Below are 18,267 nucleotides of genomic sequence, written 5' to 3' on the forward strand. Positions count from 1 at the left end.
GTCCCGCTTCTCGCACGTGCCGGACCCCTAGAGCCCAGGACAGCGGGACCCCGGGTCGAGCCCGGGGTGACGACTTGGTATCGGACGCCGCACGCCATCGACGATGGCCCCTCACCGAGGAGGATCGAAACCCTCAGCCGAAGCGCACCGACCGCTTCACCGCAGGCGCCCGCCGCCGCAGCCAAGCGCCGACCAACCCGAACCCGACCAGCATCATCGCCCATGTCGCAGGCTCGGGTACGGCGGCGATCGCATCCGTGGCGACGATGCGGAACTGCAGGTCGAGGGTGCGTCCGCCGGCGCCGATCGGGTAGTCCGCCAGGTCGATCCTGGTATAGGCCTGCCCGCCGTCATAGATGTTCGGTGTGACGCCGATCCCGAAATAGGCGGTCGGCGTCGATACCGCAGCGGTGTAGGTCGATCCAACGGTCAATGCCGTTCCGGTGAAATCGGTATCGAAGAAGTTATTGCCGTCCGCACTCGGCGTGAAGGTCCGCGTCGCGATCAGATCGCCAGCGAACCCGGCACCGCCGTACAGATTCATCGTCACCGGCGCGATCGGCACGAAGGAAGTGCTCACGCGATAGACGAACCCGATACTGGTGAGCATCGGCGCGAAGGCGACGAAGCTCTGCCCGATCGGACCGAAGTACGAGATCTGAAGTCCGCCGCGCAGCGGTCGGTCGTTGACGATCTCGGCGGCCGACGCACCGCTCGCGCCGAGGATCGCGCAGGCTGCACCGACGAGTGCGGTCATCTTGATCTTCATGTCTGTTCTCCTGAATGTGTCACTGGAATCGAGTGAAGCCGACCTTCCGCCGCTCTCAGGCGTAGGTCACACGCACCTTGCTCCGCCGGCGCATCGCCGCACCGACGAGCCCGAACCCCACGAGCACCATCGCCCAGGTCGCCGGCTCGGGCACCGCGGCCTGGATCGGCGTCAGCAGGAAGCCGTGGGTCAGCCCGGCCGCGTTGGTTCCCCAGCCGGTGATCTGCCCGCGCGCGTTGATCCCCCGCGCGACCGCAAGCGTGAAGCCGGTCCGCGGGTCGATCAGGTTGTTGAGGTTTTGCATCCGCCCCGCCGCGTCCCACAGCACCGCGACATCGCCCTTCGCGCCACCGCTCGATCCGACGATCCGCCCGCTATCGTTGATCGCATAGGCGACGCTGGTATCTGCCCCGCCCGGCAGGTCGCCGAGATTCTGCATCACCCCGCCCGGGTTCAGCAGGAACGCACGCTGGCCGCTCGCCGCGGAGCCGGAACCGACGATCTGCCCCGCCTCGTTGATGGCGTAGGCGTAACTTACGTCCAGTCCGCCGGGCAGGTCGCCCAGATCGCGCATCCCGAGCACCGCGTCCCATCGGAAGGCGTGCCGGCCGGACGCCACCGCGCTCGATCCCACCACGACGCCCGCCTCGTTGTTGCCGTAGCCGATGCTGTTGTCGGGTCCGCCGGGCAGATCGCCGAGATTGCGCATGCCGCCGCTGACGGTCCAGGCGAAGGCACGGGTGCCCGTCGTGATCTGGCTCGATCCCGCGACCTGCCCCTTGTCGTTGATCGCATAGGCGATGCTGTCGCCCGCCCCGCCGGTCAGGTTGCCGAGGTTCTGCATGCCCGTCTTGGCATTCCACAGGAACGCGCGGGTGCCCGCGGCGGCGCGGCTCGAACCGACGACGTTCCCTGCCTTGTCGATCGCATAGGCGAGGCTGTTGTCGCCCCCGCCCGGAAGCTCGCCCAGATCGACCATGCCGGTCTTGGCGCTCCACAGGAACGCCCGGTTGCCGTTCACCGCGCCACTATACCCCGCCACCTGCCCGGCATCGTTGATGCCGTAGGCGAAGCTCTGGTCGGTTCCGAGGGGCAGGTCGCCCAGATCGGTGAACACATAGGTAGCCGCACCCGCCGGTGCGGCGACGCTCAGCGACAGGCTCGCCAGGGTGATGGCCACGAGATGATTGCGCGTCATGATTCCTCCAGGCCGCGCGGCGGCGAAGCGCATGCCGCCCGACGATCCCACGTCCGATTCTGATCCGATCCGCCTCTCCGAAGCGACCCCATCGATATACGGCGGCGCGCGGCGCTCGTATTTGACCCAGCGTCCGGAAAGCTTGACTGCCCGTCCGCCGTCGCACCCGGCGGGGAACGGTCGCCGGGCCGATCATGCGCTGTCCTACACGCGTCGTTCGTGTCACCCTGGCCGACCGGCGAGGTTCATTCGCGCACAACCAACAGGGGGAGGACCGATGCCGGCGACTGCGCGACCCACCTTCAACTTATTCAACATTCGCGCCGCGCGTCCTGCCGACGGCGCGACCGTGGCTGGCGGGATCGACCGCCGCGACCCTACCCGCTTGCCCCCGCCCCGCCCCGCCGCTACCCGGCATGCTTGATGACGCGATCGGATCACCGCCCCGCCACCCTGATCGAGGGCGGCGCCGTCTTTCCGCACCGGCACCTCACCGGGATCGACGGTCTCCAGCCGCATGAGATCGCGTTCCTGCTCGACGAGGCGGAGCAGTGGGTCGGCGCCAATCGTACCCACGCTACCCCCGACGAGCGGCTCGCCGGGCTGACGCTGATCAACGCCTTCTTCGAAAACAGCACCCGCACCTTGTTGTCGTTCGAGATCGCGGGGAAACGGCTCGGCGCCGATGTCGTCAACATGCATGCCGCGCAATCGAGCGTGAAGAAGGGCGAGACGCTGATCGACACCGCGCAGACGCTCAACGCGATGCGCGCCGACGTCATCGTCATCCGCCACATGTCGTCGGGCGCGGTGCGGCTGATCGCCGACAAGGTCGACTGCCCGGTGCTGAACGCCGGCGACGGGCGCCACGAACACCCGACCCAGGCGCTGCTCGACGCGCTGACGATCCGCCGCCGCCGCGGCAGCATCGCCGGGCAGCGCGTGGTGATCTGCGGCGACGTGCTCCACAGCCGGGTCGCGCGGTCGAACATTCTCGCGCTCACCGCGCTCGCCGCCGAGGTCCGGGTCTGCGCGCCGTCGACGCTGATGCCCGCCGCGATCGAGCGGATGGGCGTCACCGCCTTCACCGATTTCGATTCGGCGTTGGTCGGCGCCGACGTGGTGATGATGCTGCGGGTCCAGAACGAACGCATGGCCGGCGGCTACATCCCGTCGAGCCGCGAATACCGGCTCCGCTACGGCCTCACCCCCGAACGGCTCGCGCGGCTCCCCGACGCACTGGTGATGCACCCCGGTCCGATGAACCGCGGGGTCGAGATCGATTCGAGCGTCGCCGACGGTCCGCAATCCGCGATCACCGAGCAGGTCGAGATGGGCGTCGCGGTACGGATGGCGTGCCTCGACGTCTTGACCCGGCGCGCACGCGGCGTGGCGGGGTGGGCATGACGCTCGCGATTCTCGATGTCCGGCTGGTCTGCCCGGTCGCGGGCGAGCGCCGCGGCGACATCCTCGTCCGCGACGGCGTCATCGCGGCGATCGGCGACGTCGACGTGCCTGCCGATGCCGATCGCGTCGACGGCGGCGGCACGGTGCTCGCGCCCGGAATCGTCGATCTCGGCGTATTCGCGATCGATCGTGCCGCCTGCCGCGCCGGCGGGATCGTCCGCGTCGGCCTCGTCCCCGACGGCTCGCCGGTGCTCGACGATCCCGGCATCGTCCAGCGGGCGGCGTTGATCGGGAAGCCCGACCTCTGGATCCACCCGATCTCGGCCGCGACCCGCGGGCTCGACGGCACCGACCTCGCCGAGATGGCGGTCTGCCGATCCGCCGGCGCCCGCGCGGTCGGCACCGGCAATCGCTGGATCGCCGATTCGGGAGTCATGCGCCGGGTGCTCGCCTATGCCAACGATCTCGGCATCGTCGTGGTCGTGCATGCCGAAGATGGCGCGCTGGTGGCCGGCGCGGTCGCGACCGAGGGCGAGACCGCGACCCGGCTCGGCCTGCCTGCGGCTCCCGCGATCGCCGAGGCGCTGGCGATCGCGCGCGACCTGATGCTGGCGGAAGATACCGGCGCCGCGATCCACATCCGCCAGGTCACCACCGCGGCGGGGTTCGAGCTGGTCCGCGCCGCCAAGCGCCGCGGCGTGCGGGTGACCTGCGGGATCACGCCTGCGCATCTCCACCTTTCCGACATCGCGATGAGCGACTTCCGCACCTTCGCGCATCTCTCACCGCCGCTGCGTGCCGAAAGCGACCGTCTGGCCGCGCGCGCCGCGGTAGCGGACGGCACGATCGACGTCATCGCGTCGGGCCACGATCCCCGCAGCGCCGAACAGAAACGCCTGCCCTTCGCCGATTCGTCGGCGGGCATGTCGGGGGCGGAAACGTTGCTGCCGTTGGCGGCGATGCTGGTGCGCGACGGGCTGCTGTCGCTACCCGCGCTGTTCGCGTTGCTCGCGCGCAATCCGGCGCGGGTGCTCGGGCTCGACACCGGCACGCTGGTGCCGGGCCAGCCCGCCGACCTGTTGTTGTTCGATGCCGATGCGCCGTGGCGGATCGATGCCGGCGCGATGCGCGCGTCGGCGGGCAACACCCCGTTCGATGGTCTCCCAGTCCAGGGCCGCGTGCTGCGGCTCTGGAAGGGCGGGCGCGAGATCAGCTAGACGCGAGCTGGGTGTCGGGCTTGCGCAGCCATTGCGCGGTCTGGTCGCCGGCGCCCGCACGGACGAAGCAGGCCCCGCCCGCGTCGCGATATCGGCGGCACATCGCATCGGCGTCGCCACGGGTGAAGCCGCCGACCGACAGCCGGTAGAAGGACCCGGTCTTCGAGCTGAACGCGGTGCCGGTCGGGACATGGCCCTGCAGCACGGCGAAGCGACGGGAGGCCTGGCTCCAGCCGTTCTTGGCGGTCCCGGCGTTCTGGAACGCGCCGATCTGCACGTACCAATTGCCCTTCGCGGCGACACGGGAGGCGATCTGCGACTGCACCTGCGCGGCGCGGAAGACCTTCATCGGAATGCGGTCGGCGCGGATCAGCGTCACCGGCAGCGGCTGGACGACCGCACTCGGCGCCGCGAACGCGATCTTGGCCAGCATCGCCGGCACCGGCGACGGCGCCGCGATCGGCGACGAAACGGGCACCACCATCGGCTCGACCGCGGCGGTCCGGACCGGTTCCACCGCGACTGCGGCCGGCATCACCGGCGCCGACGCGTTGAGCGCGAGCGCGACCGGCATGCCGCCATCCGCCGCCGCCTTCACGCCGAGCAGCGTCGCGATCTGGTCGGACGCCGCCTGGGGCTGCGCAAACGCCGCCCATTCCTCGATCCGGTGGTCGACATCGGCGGGCGACATATCGGTCGCCGCGACGACCCGCGCCATGTTCCACTGCCCCGCCAGCGCGAAGCTCAGCGCGAGGTTCTGGCGCACCTTGGCGTCCGCCTCTGGAGTTCGCGCGACCTGCGTCAGCAGCGCGACCGCGCCGTTGGGATCCCCCGCCAGCGCCATCGCCAGCCCGCGATCCGCCGCCGGGATCACCGCCGCGTTCGCATCCAGCGTCCGCCGCGCGCCCGCCCAATCGCCGGTCGCGACCTTGGTCAGCGCCAGGTTGAGCGCCGCTTTGGAATTGCCCGGGGACAGCGTCAGCACATCGCTGAACACCTGCTGCGCCGACGCGAAGCGGCCGCCTTCGAGATAGCTCTGGCCGAGCAGCATGCGATAGCCCGCGGTGCGCGGCGCCAGCTGGACCGCGGCTTCTGCGAAGCGGATCGCGGCACCTGCGTCCCGACGCGCCAGCGCCTTCTCGGCCTTGCGTGCGTTGTCCGCCGCCGCCTTGGCGACGAGACCGGTGTTGCGGTCGCTCGCCGACGCGACGCCCGTGCCGCCGCCCGCGGTGCAGCCGACCATCGTGCCGCCGAACACCAGCGCGGACAGGCCGAGCGTCAGAACCAACCGGATCTTCATCGATCTATTTCCTTGTTAGCGCTTGCGTGTCGCCGCGGAGAGCTGGGCGACCAGCGTCTCCACCTCGGTGACCGACTTCAACAGCGCGTCCAGCGCTTCGGTGACGAGCTGCTGCGACGACCGATCGGTCACCGCACTGGCGAGCCGCAGCCGCAGATGGCGCTCGGCATCGAGCCGCAGCGTGAACGCCGCCTTGCCCGTCCGCGCGGTCTCGCGCCGAAACCGCGTCGCGGTCGCGACCGAGACCGACTTCACCGCGACCGGCGCGGTAATGAACTCCTCCAGCGCTTCGCGCTCGACAAGCACCTGAGGCACCGGCGCTTCGACGGGCACTTCGCTTTCGACGGGCTCGATCCGGACCACCGGCGCGACGTCGACCGACGCTACCGGCAGCGGCGCCGCCTCGCCCGATCCCATGTCGTTCCAGCCGAGATCGTCGAGCCCCTGCCCGACTCCGCTGAACCCTGCATAACCCTGGCTGCGCATCGCCGGCCGCGCCTGTCCCTTGCGGGCGAGCAGGCTGGACGAAAGCGAGCCGATCTTGGCACTTCCCAGCATCGCGCCGCCCTTCAACCGACGACCCGGCGACCGAAGCCGCCGGTGGCGTTGCGCTGGCCGAAGCCCGCTCCGCCGTTCGCGCTCGGCACCGAAAACACGGTGCGGCGGAAATTCTTCTCGAGCCGATCGGCGATATACGACCACAGTGCCGCGACTTCCGCCGCCGACTTGCCCTTCGGATCGCACTCCATCACCGTCCGCCCGTCGATCATCGACGCCGCGAAATCGGTGCGCTGGTGGAGCGTGATCGGTGCCACCGTGCCGTGCTGCGACAGCGCGACCGCGGCATCGCTGGTGATCCGCGCCTTGGGCGTCGCGGCGTTGACGACGAAGATCAACGGCTTCCCCGCGCGGTCGCACAGGTCCACCGTCGCGCCGACCGCGCGCAGATCGTGCGGGCTCGGCCGGGTGGGCACGACGACCAGCTCGGCGACGTTGATGACGCTCTGGATCGCCATGGTGATCGCCGGTGGCGTATCGATCATCGCCAGCTTGAAGCCCTGCTGACGCAGCACCTCGAGATCGGCGGCGAGCCGCGCCACCGTCGTCTGGGCGAATGCCGGATATTCGGCGGTGCGTTCGTTCCACCAATCCGCCAGCGACCCTTGCGGATCGATGTCGATGAGAACGACCGGGCCGTGACCGGCCATCTGTGCCTGCACCGCAAGGTGCCCCGACAAGGTCGTCTTGCCCGAACCACCTTTTTGCGATGCCATCGCGAGAACGCGCATAGGACCTCTGAACTCCCGCTAACCGAGGGGAGGATTGCCATGCGGGGCGCTAAGAAGCCGTTAACGCCGATTGGTCATAGACGGGGCCGACAGATGGTAAAGCGAACCTTTGCCATACGCACGGTGTGCGCCATGGTGCGCGCGCGGAGCTCACGGGGGTCGGGATGATGCGAGGGACGAAGATGATCTGGCTTGGCACGATCGCGGCGGCGACACTCGGGGTCGCCACGGCACCGGCCCTCGCGCAGACCGTAAACGCCGGCGACGTCAAGCTTGGTGTCGATGCTTGGGCGCGCGGCGATTACCCGGCGGCGATCGAGAAATGGCGGCCTTCCGCGCTCGCCGGCGACCCCGACGCGCAGTTCAACCTCGGCCAGGCCTACAAGCTCGGCCGCGGCGTCCCGCTCGATGCGACCGCGGCGCAGGACTGGTTCCTGAAGGCCGCGCGGCAAGGCCATCAACAGGCCGAGGACAATTACGGCCTCGCGCTCTACACCGCCGGTCGCAAGAGCGAGGCGGTGCCCTGGCTGGAGAAGTCGGTCGCACGCGGCGAAGCGCGCGCCGAGCTCGTCCTCGGGACGATGCTGTTCAACGGCGACGGCGTCGCTCGCGACGTCCCCCGCGCCTATTCGCTGATGACCCTCGCCTCGCAGAAGGGCCTGAAATCCGCCTCCGAGACGCTCGCGCAGATGGACCAGTACATTTCCTCGGGAGACCGCGAGAAGGGCACCCGGCTGCTGTCGGGCGCAACGCCGCCGGCGCCGAAGCCGGAGCCCACGCCCACGACCGCGCCCGCGCCCGCGCCCGCGAAGGTCGCCGTCGCCAAGCCGCCGGCGCCACCGAAGCTCGCGCGGGCAGCCCCGAAGCCTAGGTTCGACGGCGCCTGGCGCATCCAGCTCGGCGCCTTCCACGATCGCGCCAATGCGGAATCGATGTGGAAGCAGGTTCGCGCGAAGCTCGGCGGCGCCCAGCCGACCTACGTGAAAGCCGGCGCCGTCATCCGCCTCCAGGCTGGCGGCTACGCGGGCAAGGCGGAAGCCAATCGCGCCTGCTCGTCGGCGGGAACGAGCTGCGTCGTCGTGGCACCCTGATCGCGACTCAATTAAGTCAGCCCAATGGCCACCGTAGAACGAGAGAGCATGTAGATTCCTCCCTCGCGAAGCGGGGGAGGGGGACCGCGGCCGAAGGCCGTGGTGGAGGGGGCCTCCCCCAGACGCAACGCCGCCTCACACCACCCAGTGAGCCTGCCCGATCCCCTGCGCATATAGCAGCGCCGTCAGATCCCCATGTTCGATCCGCGCGCCAGCTGCCGCCGCCACGATCGGCTTGGCGTGATAGGCCACTCCAAGCCCCGCCACTTCGATCATCGCCAGATCGTTGGCCCCGTCCCCGACGGCCAGCGTCGCGGACGCGTCCAGCCCCCGCTCCTCCACCGCCGCCAGCAATGTCGCGCGCTTGGTCTGGGCGCCGACGATTGGCTTCGCGACCGTCCCCGTCAGCCTTCCGCCCTCAATGGTCAGCCGGTTGGCGATCGCCCGGTCGAAGCCGATCTCCGCCGCCACCGGCTCCGCGAACCGCGTGAACCCGCCCGAGACCAGCACCGTCAGCGCCCCGCGTGCCCGCATCGTCCGCACCAGCGCCGTCGCGCCCGGCATGATCGTGACCCGCTCGGCCAGGCACCGCTCGATCACCGCTTCGTCGAGCCCCGCGAGCAGCGCCACCCGCGCGTCCAACGCCGCTTCGAAGTCCAGCTCGCCGCGCATCGCACGCTCGGTAACCGCCGCGACCTGCTCCTTGATCCCCGCGTAGTCGGCCAGTTCGTCGATGCATTCGACCGTGATCATCGTCGAATCCATATCCGCGACGAGCAGCGCCTTGGCCCTGCCCTCCGACGGCTGGACGACGATATCGACCCCATCGAACCGCCCCTCCAGCGCCGCGCGCGCCGCGGCGGGGTCCATCCCGAACCACAGGTCCGCGGCCTTGCCTTCGTCGATCCACCCCGAGGTCGCCGGCGCGCAGCCCGCATCCGCAAGGCGATCCGCCGCTGCCGAAATCTCCCCCGCGGCTAGCGCCTGCGCTGCTATGAGCGTCGCCGTGAACATCGCAAACTCCCACCCGAAGGTGGCGCTCATCGCAGGGCCGACCGCCAGCGGCAAGTCGGCGCTCGCGATCAGGATCGCCGAGCGACACCGCGGCGTTGTCATCAACGCCGATGCCAGCCAGGTCTATGCCGACCTGCGCCTCCTGAGCGCGAGGCCCTCCGCCGCCGACGAGGCGCGCGTACCGCACCGCCTGTTCGGCCATGTCGACGGCGCCGATCCCGGCTATTCCGCCGCACGCTGGGCCGCCGAGGCGCGTCACGAGATCGACGCCGCGCACGCTGCCGGCCTGCTGCCGGTGCTGGTCGGCGGCACCGGGCTCTATATGCGCACGCTGATCGACGGGATCGCACCCGTCCCTTCCATCGATCCCGCAATCCGCGCCACGGTCCGTGCGATCCCGGTCGCAGAGGCGCATGCCCTACTGGAGATCGAGGACCCCCCCGCCGCCGCCCGCCTGGCGGCCGCCGACACCACGCGCGTCGCCCGCGCGCTTGAGGTCGTCCGCGCCACCGGTCGCCCGCTCGCGCATTGGCAGCGGCAGCGGACCGGCGGCATCGGCGATCGAATCGATCTCGCCGCCGCCGTCCTGTTGCCGCCCCGCGCGCAGCTGATGGAGCGGATCGATCGGCGTTCCCGTGACATGCTCGCTGCGGGTGCGCTCGACGAAGTGGCGGCGCTCGCCGCACGTGCCGAGATACCCGCCGACGCACCGATCCGCCGTGCGATCGGCGTCGCGCCGTTGTTGGAACTCCTCGCCGGAAGACTGGACGAGCAGGCCGCGGTCGCGCGCCTGCAACTCGAAACGCGACGCTACGCCAAGCGGCAATATACCTGGTTTCGCAATCAATCGCCGGAAACCTGGTTTCTAGCGACAGATTCGAATGAAGCGGACGCCAATCTCGTAACTTTATTATGATGACCTGGGTTGACGCGACATGCCGTTGCGGCTAGCCGCGCTTCCGCAATCCACTCAGAAGGCCAAGGTGATCGACATGACCGAGCAAAGCGGAGCCGACATCCTCGTCGAGGCACTGTGCGATCTCGGTGTCGAGATCGTCTTCGGCTATCCGGGCGGCGCGGTGCTGCCGATCTACGACGCGATGTTCCGGTCGAAGCGGATCAAGCACGTGCTCGTCCGCCACGAACAGGCGGCGACCCACGCGGCGGAGGGCTATGCGCGCTCCACTGGCAAGCCCGGCGTGGTGCTCGTCACCTCGGGACCGGGCGCGACCAACGCGGTGACCGGGATCACCGACGCGCTGATGGATTCGATTCCGATGGTGGTGATCACCGGGCAGGTGCCGACCGCGCTGATCGGCACCGATGCGTTCCAGGAAGCCGACACCATCGGCATCACCCGCCACTGCACCAAACACAATTATCTGGTGAAGGACCCCGCCCAGCTCGGCGCGGTGATCCACGAGGCATTTCACATCGCGACCAGCGGCCGCCCCGGCCCGGTCGTCGTCGACATCCCGAAGGACGTGCAGGTCGCGACCGCGCGCTACGGCAAGCCCGGCCCGATCCAGCACAAGACCTATCGCCCCGCGCTGAAGGCCGATCGCAGCCAGATCGAGGAACTCGTCGACATGCTCGCCGCCGCCGAGCGGCCGATCCTCTACACCGGCGGCGGCGTGATCAACGCCGGCCCCGCCGCCAGCCAGATCCTGCGCGAACTCGTCCGCATCACCGGCGCCCCAGTGACATCGACGCTGATGGGGCTGGGCGCCTACCCCGCGTCCGGCCCGCAATGGCTCGGCATGCTCGGGATGCACGGCACCTACGAAGCCAACATGGCGATGAACGAGGCCGATCTGGTGGTCGCGATCGGCAGCCGCTTCGACGACCGCGTCACCGGGCGGCTCGACGCGTTCAGCCCGAACAGTCGCAAGGTCCATATCGACATCGACCGGTCGAGCGTGAACAAGAACGTCCGCGTCGATCTCGCGATCATCGCCGATGCCGGGCACGCGCTCGAGGACATGGTGCGGATCTGGAAATCGCGCCAGCATCCCAAGCCCGACACCACCGACTGGCAGAACCGGATCGCGGGCTGGCGCGCGAAGAAGTGCCTCGACTTCCCCGAAGACGCCCCGAACAGCAACAACGGCGAGATCATGCCACAGCGCGCGGTCCGCGCGCTGTGGGAGGCGACCCACGCCCGCAACCCGATCATCACCACCGAGGTCGGCCAGCACCAGATGTGGGCCGCGCAGCATTTCGGCTTCGAAGGGCCCAACAAATGGCTGACCAGCGGCGGTCTCGGCACCATGGGCTACGGCCTTCCCGCGGCGATCGGCGCGCAGCTCGGCAATCCGCATGCGCTGGTGATCGACATCGCCGGCGAAGCGTCGATCCAGATGAACATCCAAGAGCTCGCGACCGCCACGCAGTACCGGCTCCCGGTCAAGATCTTCATCCTCAACAACCAGTATATGGGCATGGTCCGCCAATGGCAGGAGCTGACCTATTCCAGCCGCTATGCGGAAAGCTATTCGGAAAGCCTGCCCGATTTCGTCAAGCTCGGCGAGGCTTACGGCTGGAAGGGCATCCTGATCGAACGCCCCGATCAGCTCGACGACGGGATTGCCGCGATGCTCGATCATGACGGGCCGGTGATCGTCGACTGCCGCGTCGCCAAACTCGCCAACTGCTTCCCGATGATCCCGTCGGGCGCCGCGCATACCGACATGATCCTCCAGGCCAACGAAGTCTCCGGCACGATGGACGACGAAGCCAAGGCGCTCGTCTGATGCGGATCACGCAGGAGAAGTCGGAGCGGCATACGCTCGCGGTCGTCGTGGACAACGAACCCGGCATTCTCGCGCGGATTGCGGGGCTGTTCACCGCGCGCGGCTACAACATCGAAAGCCTGACGGTGTCGGAGATCACCGCCGACAAGACCGTCAGCCGGATTACCATCGTCACCTCGGCGAGCCCGGCCACGCTCGAACAGATCGTCGCGCAGCTCGACCGGCTGGTGCCGGTTCACACCGTCACCGATCTCACCGCGCAGGGCGCGCATGTCGAACGCGAACTCGCGCTGGTGAAGGTGCGCGGCACCGGCGACCACCGCATCGAGGCGCTTCGCCTCGGCGACGTCTACCGCGCTCGCGTGGTCGACGCGACGACGTCGAGCTTCGTCTTCGAAGTCACCGGCGGCCGCGACAAGATCGACAAGTTCGTCGAGCTCATGGGCGAGGTCGGCCTGATCGAGGTCGCCCGCACCGGCATCGTCGCGATCGCACGAGGCCGCGAGGCGGCCTGAATCATCACTTAACCACCCCGTCACCCCGGCCTCGCGCCGGGGTCCCGCTGCCTTGTGACGGCGGGAAAACAGCGGGACCCCGGCTCAGGGCCGGGGTGACGAAAAGGGAGAACAACAATGCGTGTCTATTATGATCGCGATGCCGATCTGAACCTGATCACCGACAAGAAGATCGCGATCGTCGGCTATGGCTCGCAGGGTCACGCCCATGCGCAGAACCTGCGCGACAGCGGCGTGAAGGACGTGGCGATCGCGCTCCGCGAAGGCTCCTCGACCGCGCGCAAGGTGATCGACGCGGGCTTCGCGGTGAAGTCCAACGCCGATGCCGCGGCCTGGGCCGATATCGTCATGATCCTCGCCCCTGACGAGCATCAGGCGGCGATCTACGCCGACGATTACCACCAGCACATGAAGCAGGGTGCCACCCTCGCCTTCGCGCACGGCCTCAACGTGCATTTCGGACTGATCGAGCCGCGCGAGGATCTCGACGTGATCATGATCGCGCCGAAGGGCCCGGGCCATACCGTGCGCAGCGAATATGTCCGCGGTGGCGGCGTGCCCTGCCTGATCGCGGTCCATCAGGACAAGAGCGGCAACGCCCACGATATCGGCCTGGCCTATGCCAGCGGCGTCGGCGGCGGCCGCAGCGGGATCATCGAGACCAATTTCCGCGAGGAATGCGAGACCGATTTGTTCGGCGAACAGGCGGTGCTGTGCGGCGGCCTCACCCACCTCATCCAGGCCGGGTTCGAGACGCTGACCGAGGCCGGCTACGCACCGGAAATGGCGTATTTCGAATGCCTTCACGAGGTGAAGCTGATCGTCGACCTGATGTATGAAGGCGGCATCGCCAACATGCGCTATTCGATCTCGAACACCGCCGAATATGGTGACATCACCATCGGCCCGCGGATCATCACCAGCGAGACCAAGGCCGAGATGAAGCGCGTTCTCGCGGACATCCAGGGTGGCCGTTTCGTGAAGAACTTCGTCCTCGACAATCGCGCCGGCCAGCCCGAGCTGAAGGCCGCGCGCAAGGCCGCCGCTGCGCACCCGATCGAACAGGTCGGCGCCGAACTCCGCGCGATGATGCCGTGGATCGGCGCCAACAAGCTGGTCGACAAGGCGAAGAACTGATTGGAAGTTGGGAGTAGATCGCCCGCTTACCCCCTTCGTCATCCCGGCGTACGCCGGGATGACGAGTCGGGCGATGATCACCACCACCCCCAACACTCCGTTTCGCCTTTGCCCCTTCCGCCTCCCGGCGAAGCATGGTTAACTCGGCGAACAATCACCCGGAGTGTCCCGCATGCGCCTTCCCCTCATCGCCATCCTGGCGCTCGCTACCGCACCCGTTCTCGCGCAGGCGCCGACCGCCGCGCCGGGCTCGAAGAACATCGCCGCGATCACCGGAGGCACCTACACTGCCGATCCGAACCATACCCTCGTCACCTGGACGCTCGATCATCTCGGCTTCACGCCATACACCGGCATCTTCGGCGACGTGTCGGGCACGCTGACGCTCGACCCCAAGAACCCCAACGCCACCAAGGTCGACATGACGATCCCGGTGTCGAAGGTCACGACCGCCAATAGCGGCCTCACCGCTCACCTCACCCGCGCGGCCAAGGACGGCGGCAAGCCCGACTTCTTCGGCGCCGCCGCGGCGGATGCGCGCTTCGTTTCGACCTCGGTCGTCGCCAGCGGCCAGAACGCGAAGCTGACCGGCAACCTCACGCTCAACGGCGTCACCAAGCCGGTGACGCTCGACGTCCACTTCTACGGCGCCGGCAAGATGCCGGCCGCGATGGGCGGCAAGGAGAATGTCGGCTTCCACGCGGTCGGCACGATCATGCGCAGCCAGTTCGGCCTGGGCTTTGGCCTGCCGATGATCGGCGATTCGGTGAAGCTCGACATCGCCGCCGCCTTCCAGAAGTAATCTGCCTGCCACCGCGGCCACGGTACGTGCTGGACAAGCACGGCCACGCCGCGGTAGGCCCCTTTCGATGAATCCGGCACCGCGCCTCTCGCTGCTACGACTTACGCGCCCTTAGGCGCGACGTTGCTTGGCGTGCGCCGCACGCCGCCCGCGCCTAAGGGCTGACCCGCTCCCCTCGCTCCGTTACGAGAAGACAGGCCATGCTGCGCGATCCGTCGACTAAATACCGTCCCTTTCCCCCCATCGACCTGCCCGACCGCCAATGGCCGTCGCGCACCATCACCCGCGCGCCGCGCTGGTTGTCCACCGACCTGCGCGACGGAAACCAGGCGCTGATCGATCCGATGGATGCCGAGAAGAAGACCCGGTTGTTCGACCTGCTTGTGAAGGTCGGGCTGAAGGAGATCGAGGTCGGATTCCCCAGCGCAGGTGCGACCGATTTCGACTTCATCGCCGGGCTGGTCGAGGCCGGCCGCATCCCCGACGACGTCGCAGTCCAGGTCCTCACCCAGGCGCGCCGCGACCTGATCGAAACCAGCTTCGCCTCGCTCGACGGTGCAGCGCGCGCGATCGTCCATGTCTACAATGCGGTCTCGCCCGCCTGGCGCAAGATCGTCTTCGGCATGTCGCGCGCCGAGGTGAAGCAGATCGCGGTCGACGCCGCCCGCATCCTCCGCGACGAAGCCGCCAAGCGCTCGAACACCGACTGGCAGTTCGAATACAGCCCCGAGACCTTCTCTACCGCCGAACTCGATTTCTCGGTCGAGGTCTGCGAGGCGGTGATGGACGTGCTGCAACCGACGCCCGATCGCCCGATCATCTTCAATCTGCCCGCCACCGTCGAATGCGCGACCCCCAACGTCTATGCCGACCAGATCGAATGGTTCGGCCGCCACATCCGCCGGCGCGACGCCTGCGTCATCTCACTGCACACCCATAACGACCGCGGCACCGGGGTAGCCGCCGCCGAGCTCGGGCTGATGGCGGGCGCCGACCGGGTCGAGGGCTGCCTGCTCGGCAATGGCGAGCGCACCGGCAATTGCGATCTCGTGACGGTCGCGCTGAACATGTACACGCAAGGGCTCGACCCCATGCTCGATCTCTCCGACATCGACGAGATCGTGCAGACCGTGAACTACTGCACCAACCTGCCGGTCCACCCGCGCACGCCCTATGCCGGCGACCTCGTCTTCACCGCCTTTTCGGGCTCGCATCAGGACGCGATCAAGAAGGGCTTCTCCGCGCAGGAGGCCCGCAACGACGAATATTGGGAGGTCCCGTACCTGCCGATCGACCCCGCCGATCTCGGCCGCAGCTACGAAGCGGTGATCCGCGTCAACTCGCAATCGGGCAAGGGCGGCGTCGCCTGGGTGATCGAACAGGACAAGGGGCTGAAACTCCCCAAGCGCCTCCAGGCCGATTTCAGCCGCCACGTCCAGGCGATGGCCGACGAGACCAGCCGCGAACTCAACGCCGCCGACATCTGGCAGCGCTTCGAAGCCGCGTATCTGCCGCGCCCCGGTGATCGCTTCGTGCTGCGCGATTACGAGGAGAGCGGCAGCGCCGGCCAGCGGCTGTTCGTCGGCCGCGTGGATGTCGACGGCGAGGAACGATCGATCTCGGGTCGTGGCAACGGCCTGATCTCCGGCGTGATCGCCGCGCTCGGCGAGAGCACCGGCCCCGCGCTCGACGTCGTCGACTATAGCGAGCACGCGATCGGCCACGGCGCCGACGCCCAGGCCGCCGCCTATGTCGAATGCCGCACCGCGGAAGGCCGCACCGTGTTCGGCGTCGGTCTCGACACCGACATCGCCACCGCCTCGGTCCGCGCGGTGCTGAGCGCCGCGAACCGGGCCTGACATTTCGGTCGCCCGGCGCCAGCGAAACCTACCTTTCCCGGAATTGTTAAGCGCTCACCCTTTTCGGGCATGCACCTCTTCTTGTGTCCCCGCGAAGGCGGGGATCCAGTACTGGGCTCCCGCCTTCGCGGGAGCACAATTGACATCCTTAGTTTTGATCCAGGACGCCGACCGACCGGATCACCGCCCCCGCACGATCTCGCACCCGATCGCCGCGTCCGGATAGACGTCGACCTTGGTCGACCGCACCCGCACCTCGCGCACCCGTGGATCGCCCAGGCACAGCGCCGCGACCGCCTCGCACAGCGTCTCCTGCAGCGCGAAATGACGCGCGTCCGCCAGCGCCAGCACCCCGGTTCGCACGAAATCATAGTCGAGCACGCTCTCGATCCGGTCGTCTCGTACCGGTTCGTCATAGACCACGGTCATCCACACCGAGAGCCTGACCCGCTGCGGTGCCACCTCGTGCGGGTGGATGCCGATCCGCATCGCGACCTCCAGCCCCTCCAGGATCGTGGTGAATTCAACCATGGTCGCGCTCGAACATCACGTCGCGGGTGCGCTGCAGGAACCGCTGCCCGCAATCGACGAACAGGTTCTGCCCGGTTACCCCGCGCGAACCGATCAGGTACGCGACCGCATCCGCCACCGCCTCCGCGCCGACCGGGCGCCGCAACAGGTTGATCGACGCCACCGCGGCGAACTCCTCCTCACTTTGGTCGCCACTCGGCAGGGTCAGCCCGGGCGACACCGCATTCACCGATATTCGCGGCGCGAACGCCTGCGCCAGCATCGCGGTCGCCCCCGCCAGCGCCAGCTTGCCGCAGCTATAGGAGAAGAAATCGGGGTTCGGATTGGCGACCTTCTGGTCGAGGATGTTGACCACCGCGCCGTCCGCGACATCGTCCTGCGCCGCCAGGGCAGCCGCCAGCATTGCCGGCGCCCCGCCGTTGATCGCGCCCAGCCGCGCATACAGCGCCGGGTCGATCGCCACGGGATCATCGAACACGAACGCCGAGGCGCTGTTGACCAGCCCGTCGATCGGTGCGCCTGCGGCCCCCCGCGCGCGGCCGAACAAGTCGCCGACTGTATCCAAAGCGGCGAGGTCGCCCGCGATCGTCACCGCCCCGATCTCCGCAGCCAACGCACCGCCCTCGCCATGCTCGTCATGCTGGTGGATCACCACGCGGTGGCCGAGCTCCGCCAGCCGCCGCGCGATCGTCGCGCCAAGCCGCTTGCCACCACCGGTAACCAGAACGGTTCGCTTCACCCCTTCATGCCCATCAGCGCGAGCACTTCCTTGCGGCTCCGTTCGTCGTCGCGGAACACGCCCATCATCCGGCTCGTCACCATCGAGACGCCGGGAGTCCGCACGCCGCGCGCACTCATGCAGGCATGGTTTGCCTCGATCACCACCGCGACGCCGAGCGGCTTGAGATTGTCCCAGATGCAGTTGGCGACCTCGGCCGTCAGCCGCTCCTGCACTTGCAGTCGCCGGGCATAGGCATGGAGCACGCGTGCCAGCTTGGAGATACCGACCACCCAGTTGCTCGGCAGATAGGCGATGTGCGCCTTGCCGATGATCGGCGCCATGTGGTGCTCGCAATGCGACTGGAACGGAATGTCGCGCAGCAGAACGATCTCGTCATAGCCGCCGACCTCCTCGAACACGCGCTCGAGGTGCTTGGCGGGATCGTCGCCGTAACCCGCGCAATATTCCTTCCACGCCTTGGCCACCCGGCGCGGCGTGTCGACGAGTCCCTCCCGCGCTGGATCGTCGCCCGCCCAGCGGATCAGCGTGCGGATCGCCTCGGCCACGTCGGCGGGGATCTCCTTGCTCGGCGCGGCTTCGATCAAGTCGCCGTCGCCCGGCGATCCGACGATCTCAGTCATGGCAGCATCCGACTGCGGTCTTT

The 18,267-nt window shown here is 68.4% G+C and carries 17 protein-coding genes and 2 pseudogenes; 9 read left to right on the forward strand and 10 right to left on the reverse strand.

Annotation, left to right across the window (positions count from 1 at the left end; genetic code table 11):
• Positions 1–133: 133 nt before the first annotated feature.
• From ACT009_RS05070 to ACT009_RS05080, 3 genes and pseudogenes are all read right to left on the reverse strand, one after another.
• The gene (locus tag ACT009_RS05070; protein WP_445193268.1) at positions 134–769 is read right to left on the reverse strand and encodes a PEPxxWA-CTERM sorting domain-containing protein; all 636 of its coding nucleotides are present in this window, start codon (positions 767–769) and stop codon (positions 134–136) included.
• 55 nt (positions 770–824) lie between these two features.
• A pseudogene (locus tag ACT009_RS05075) lies at positions 825–929 on the reverse strand (PEPxxWA-CTERM sorting domain-containing protein); the annotation flags it as partial.
• 267 nt (positions 930–1,196) lie between these two features.
• Positions 1,197–2,000 (reverse strand): annotated as a pseudogene (locus ACT009_RS05080) (hypothetical protein); the annotation flags it as partial.
• A gap of 390 nt (positions 2,001–2,390) precedes the next feature.
• Between ACT009_RS05080 and ACT009_RS05085 the strand changes: the two are divergent.
• Positions 2,391–3,374, forward strand: coding sequence for an aspartate carbamoyltransferase catalytic subunit (locus ACT009_RS05085; RefSeq protein WP_445194024.1), 984 nt, complete (start codon positions 2,391–2,393; stop codon positions 3,372–3,374).
• Positions 3,371–4,591, forward strand: a complete 1,221-nt coding sequence (locus ACT009_RS05090) for a dihydroorotase (RefSeq protein ID WP_445193269.1) — start codon at positions 3,371–3,373, stop codon at positions 4,589–4,591. Before ACT009_RS05085 ends, ACT009_RS05090 begins: the two co-directional genes overlap by 4 nt.
• Here ACT009_RS05090 and ACT009_RS05095 read toward each other — a convergent pair.
• The 3 genes from ACT009_RS05095 to ACT009_RS05105 are packed head-to-tail and all read right to left on the reverse strand — an operon-like array spanning position 4,584 to position 7,180.
• Entirely contained in the window at positions 4,584–5,891 is a 1,308-nt protein-coding gene (locus ACT009_RS05095) for an SPOR domain-containing protein (protein ID WP_445193270.1), read from the reverse strand. The two genes, ACT009_RS05090 and ACT009_RS05095, sit on opposite strands and share 8 nt — an antisense overlap.
• 15 nt (positions 5,892–5,906) lie before the next feature.
• Positions 5,907–6,449 carry a hypothetical protein gene (locus ACT009_RS05100; protein WP_445193271.1) on the reverse strand — a complete coding sequence of 181 codons (543 nt, stop codon included), beginning with the start codon at positions 6,447–6,449 and terminating at the stop codon, positions 5,907–5,909.
• An 11-nt stretch (positions 6,450–6,460) separates the two neighbouring features.
• On the reverse strand, positions 6,461–7,180 hold the full coding sequence (locus tag ACT009_RS05105; RefSeq protein ID WP_445193272.1) for an AAA family ATPase: 720 nt from the start codon (positions 7,178–7,180) through the stop codon (positions 6,461–6,463).
• Between the two features lie 182 nt (positions 7,181–7,362).
• On the opposite strand from ACT009_RS05105, the gene ACT009_RS05110 reads away from it, so the two are divergent.
• Positions 7,363–8,271 carry an SPOR domain-containing protein gene (locus ACT009_RS05110; protein WP_445193273.1) on the forward strand — a complete coding sequence of 303 codons (909 nt, stop codon included), beginning with the start codon at positions 7,363–7,365 and terminating at the stop codon, positions 8,269–8,271.
• A 135-nt stretch (positions 8,272–8,406) separates the two neighbouring features.
• Here the strand turns inward: ACT009_RS05110 and serB are convergent, their stop codons facing one another.
• Complete coding sequence (gene serB / locus ACT009_RS05115; RefSeq protein WP_445193274.1) at positions 8,407–9,285, reverse strand: phosphoserine phosphatase SerB; 879 nt, start codon at positions 9,283–9,285, stop codon at positions 8,407–8,409.
• On the opposite strand from serB, the gene miaA reads away from it, so the two are divergent.
• The 6 genes from miaA to leuA all read left to right on the forward strand — a co-directional run bounded on the left by miaA (position 9,266) and on the right by leuA (position 16,351).
• Complete coding sequence (gene miaA, locus ACT009_RS05120) at positions 9,266–10,201, forward strand: tRNA (adenosine(37)-N6)-dimethylallyltransferase MiaA (RefSeq protein WP_445193275.1); 936 nt, start codon at positions 9,266–9,268, stop codon at positions 10,199–10,201. The genes serB and miaA overlap by 20 nt on opposite strands.
• A 76-nt stretch (positions 10,202–10,277) precedes the next feature.
• A complete protein-coding gene (locus ACT009_RS05125) occupies positions 10,278–12,038 on the forward strand; it encodes an acetolactate synthase 3 large subunit (protein ID WP_445193276.1) in 1,761 nt (586 codons plus the stop codon).
• Positions 12,038–12,553, forward strand: a complete 516-nt coding sequence (ilvN, locus tag ACT009_RS05130; RefSeq protein WP_445193277.1) for an acetolactate synthase small subunit — start codon at positions 12,038–12,040, stop codon at positions 12,551–12,553. The genes ACT009_RS05125 and ilvN overlap by 1 nt, the downstream gene beginning before the upstream one ends.
• Positions 12,554–12,670: 117 nt before the next feature.
• Positions 12,671–13,690, forward strand: a complete 1,020-nt coding sequence (gene ilvC / locus ACT009_RS05135) for a ketol-acid reductoisomerase (protein WP_445193278.1) — start codon at positions 12,671–12,673, stop codon at positions 13,688–13,690.
• Positions 13,691–13,862: 172 nt separating this feature from the next.
• Entirely contained in the window at positions 13,863–14,492 is a 630-nt protein-coding gene (locus ACT009_RS05140) for a YceI family protein (protein ID WP_445193279.1), read from the forward strand.
• Positions 14,493–14,692: 200 nt separating this feature from the next.
• A complete protein-coding gene (leuA, locus tag ACT009_RS05145; RefSeq protein ID WP_445193280.1) occupies positions 14,693–16,351 on the forward strand; it encodes a 2-isopropylmalate synthase in 1,659 nt (552 codons plus the stop codon).
• A gap of 180 nt (positions 16,352–16,531) precedes the next feature.
• Here leuA and ACT009_RS05150 read toward each other — a convergent pair whose 3' ends face one another.
• From ACT009_RS05150 to folE, 3 genes are read right to left on the reverse strand one after another with little or no spacing between them, the layout of a single operon-like run.
• Positions 16,532–16,882 carry a dihydroneopterin aldolase gene (locus ACT009_RS05150; protein ID WP_445193281.1) on the reverse strand — a complete coding sequence of 117 codons (351 nt, stop codon included), beginning with the start codon at positions 16,880–16,882 and terminating at the stop codon, positions 16,532–16,534.
• Positions 16,875–17,621 (reverse strand): SDR family oxidoreductase, encoded by a 747-nt coding sequence (locus ACT009_RS05155; RefSeq protein WP_445193282.1) that lies wholly within the window; start codon positions 17,619–17,621, stop codon positions 16,875–16,877. Before ACT009_RS05155 ends, ACT009_RS05150 begins: the two co-directional genes overlap by 8 nt.
• Complete coding sequence (folE, locus tag ACT009_RS05160; RefSeq protein WP_445193283.1) at positions 17,618–18,244, reverse strand: GTP cyclohydrolase I FolE; 627 nt, start codon at positions 18,242–18,244, stop codon at positions 17,618–17,620. The genes ACT009_RS05155 and folE overlap by 4 nt, the downstream gene beginning before the upstream one ends.
• Positions 18,245–18,267: the final 23 nt, after the last annotated feature.

This window comes from Sphingomonas sp. Tas61C01 (genome assembly GCF_052567495.1).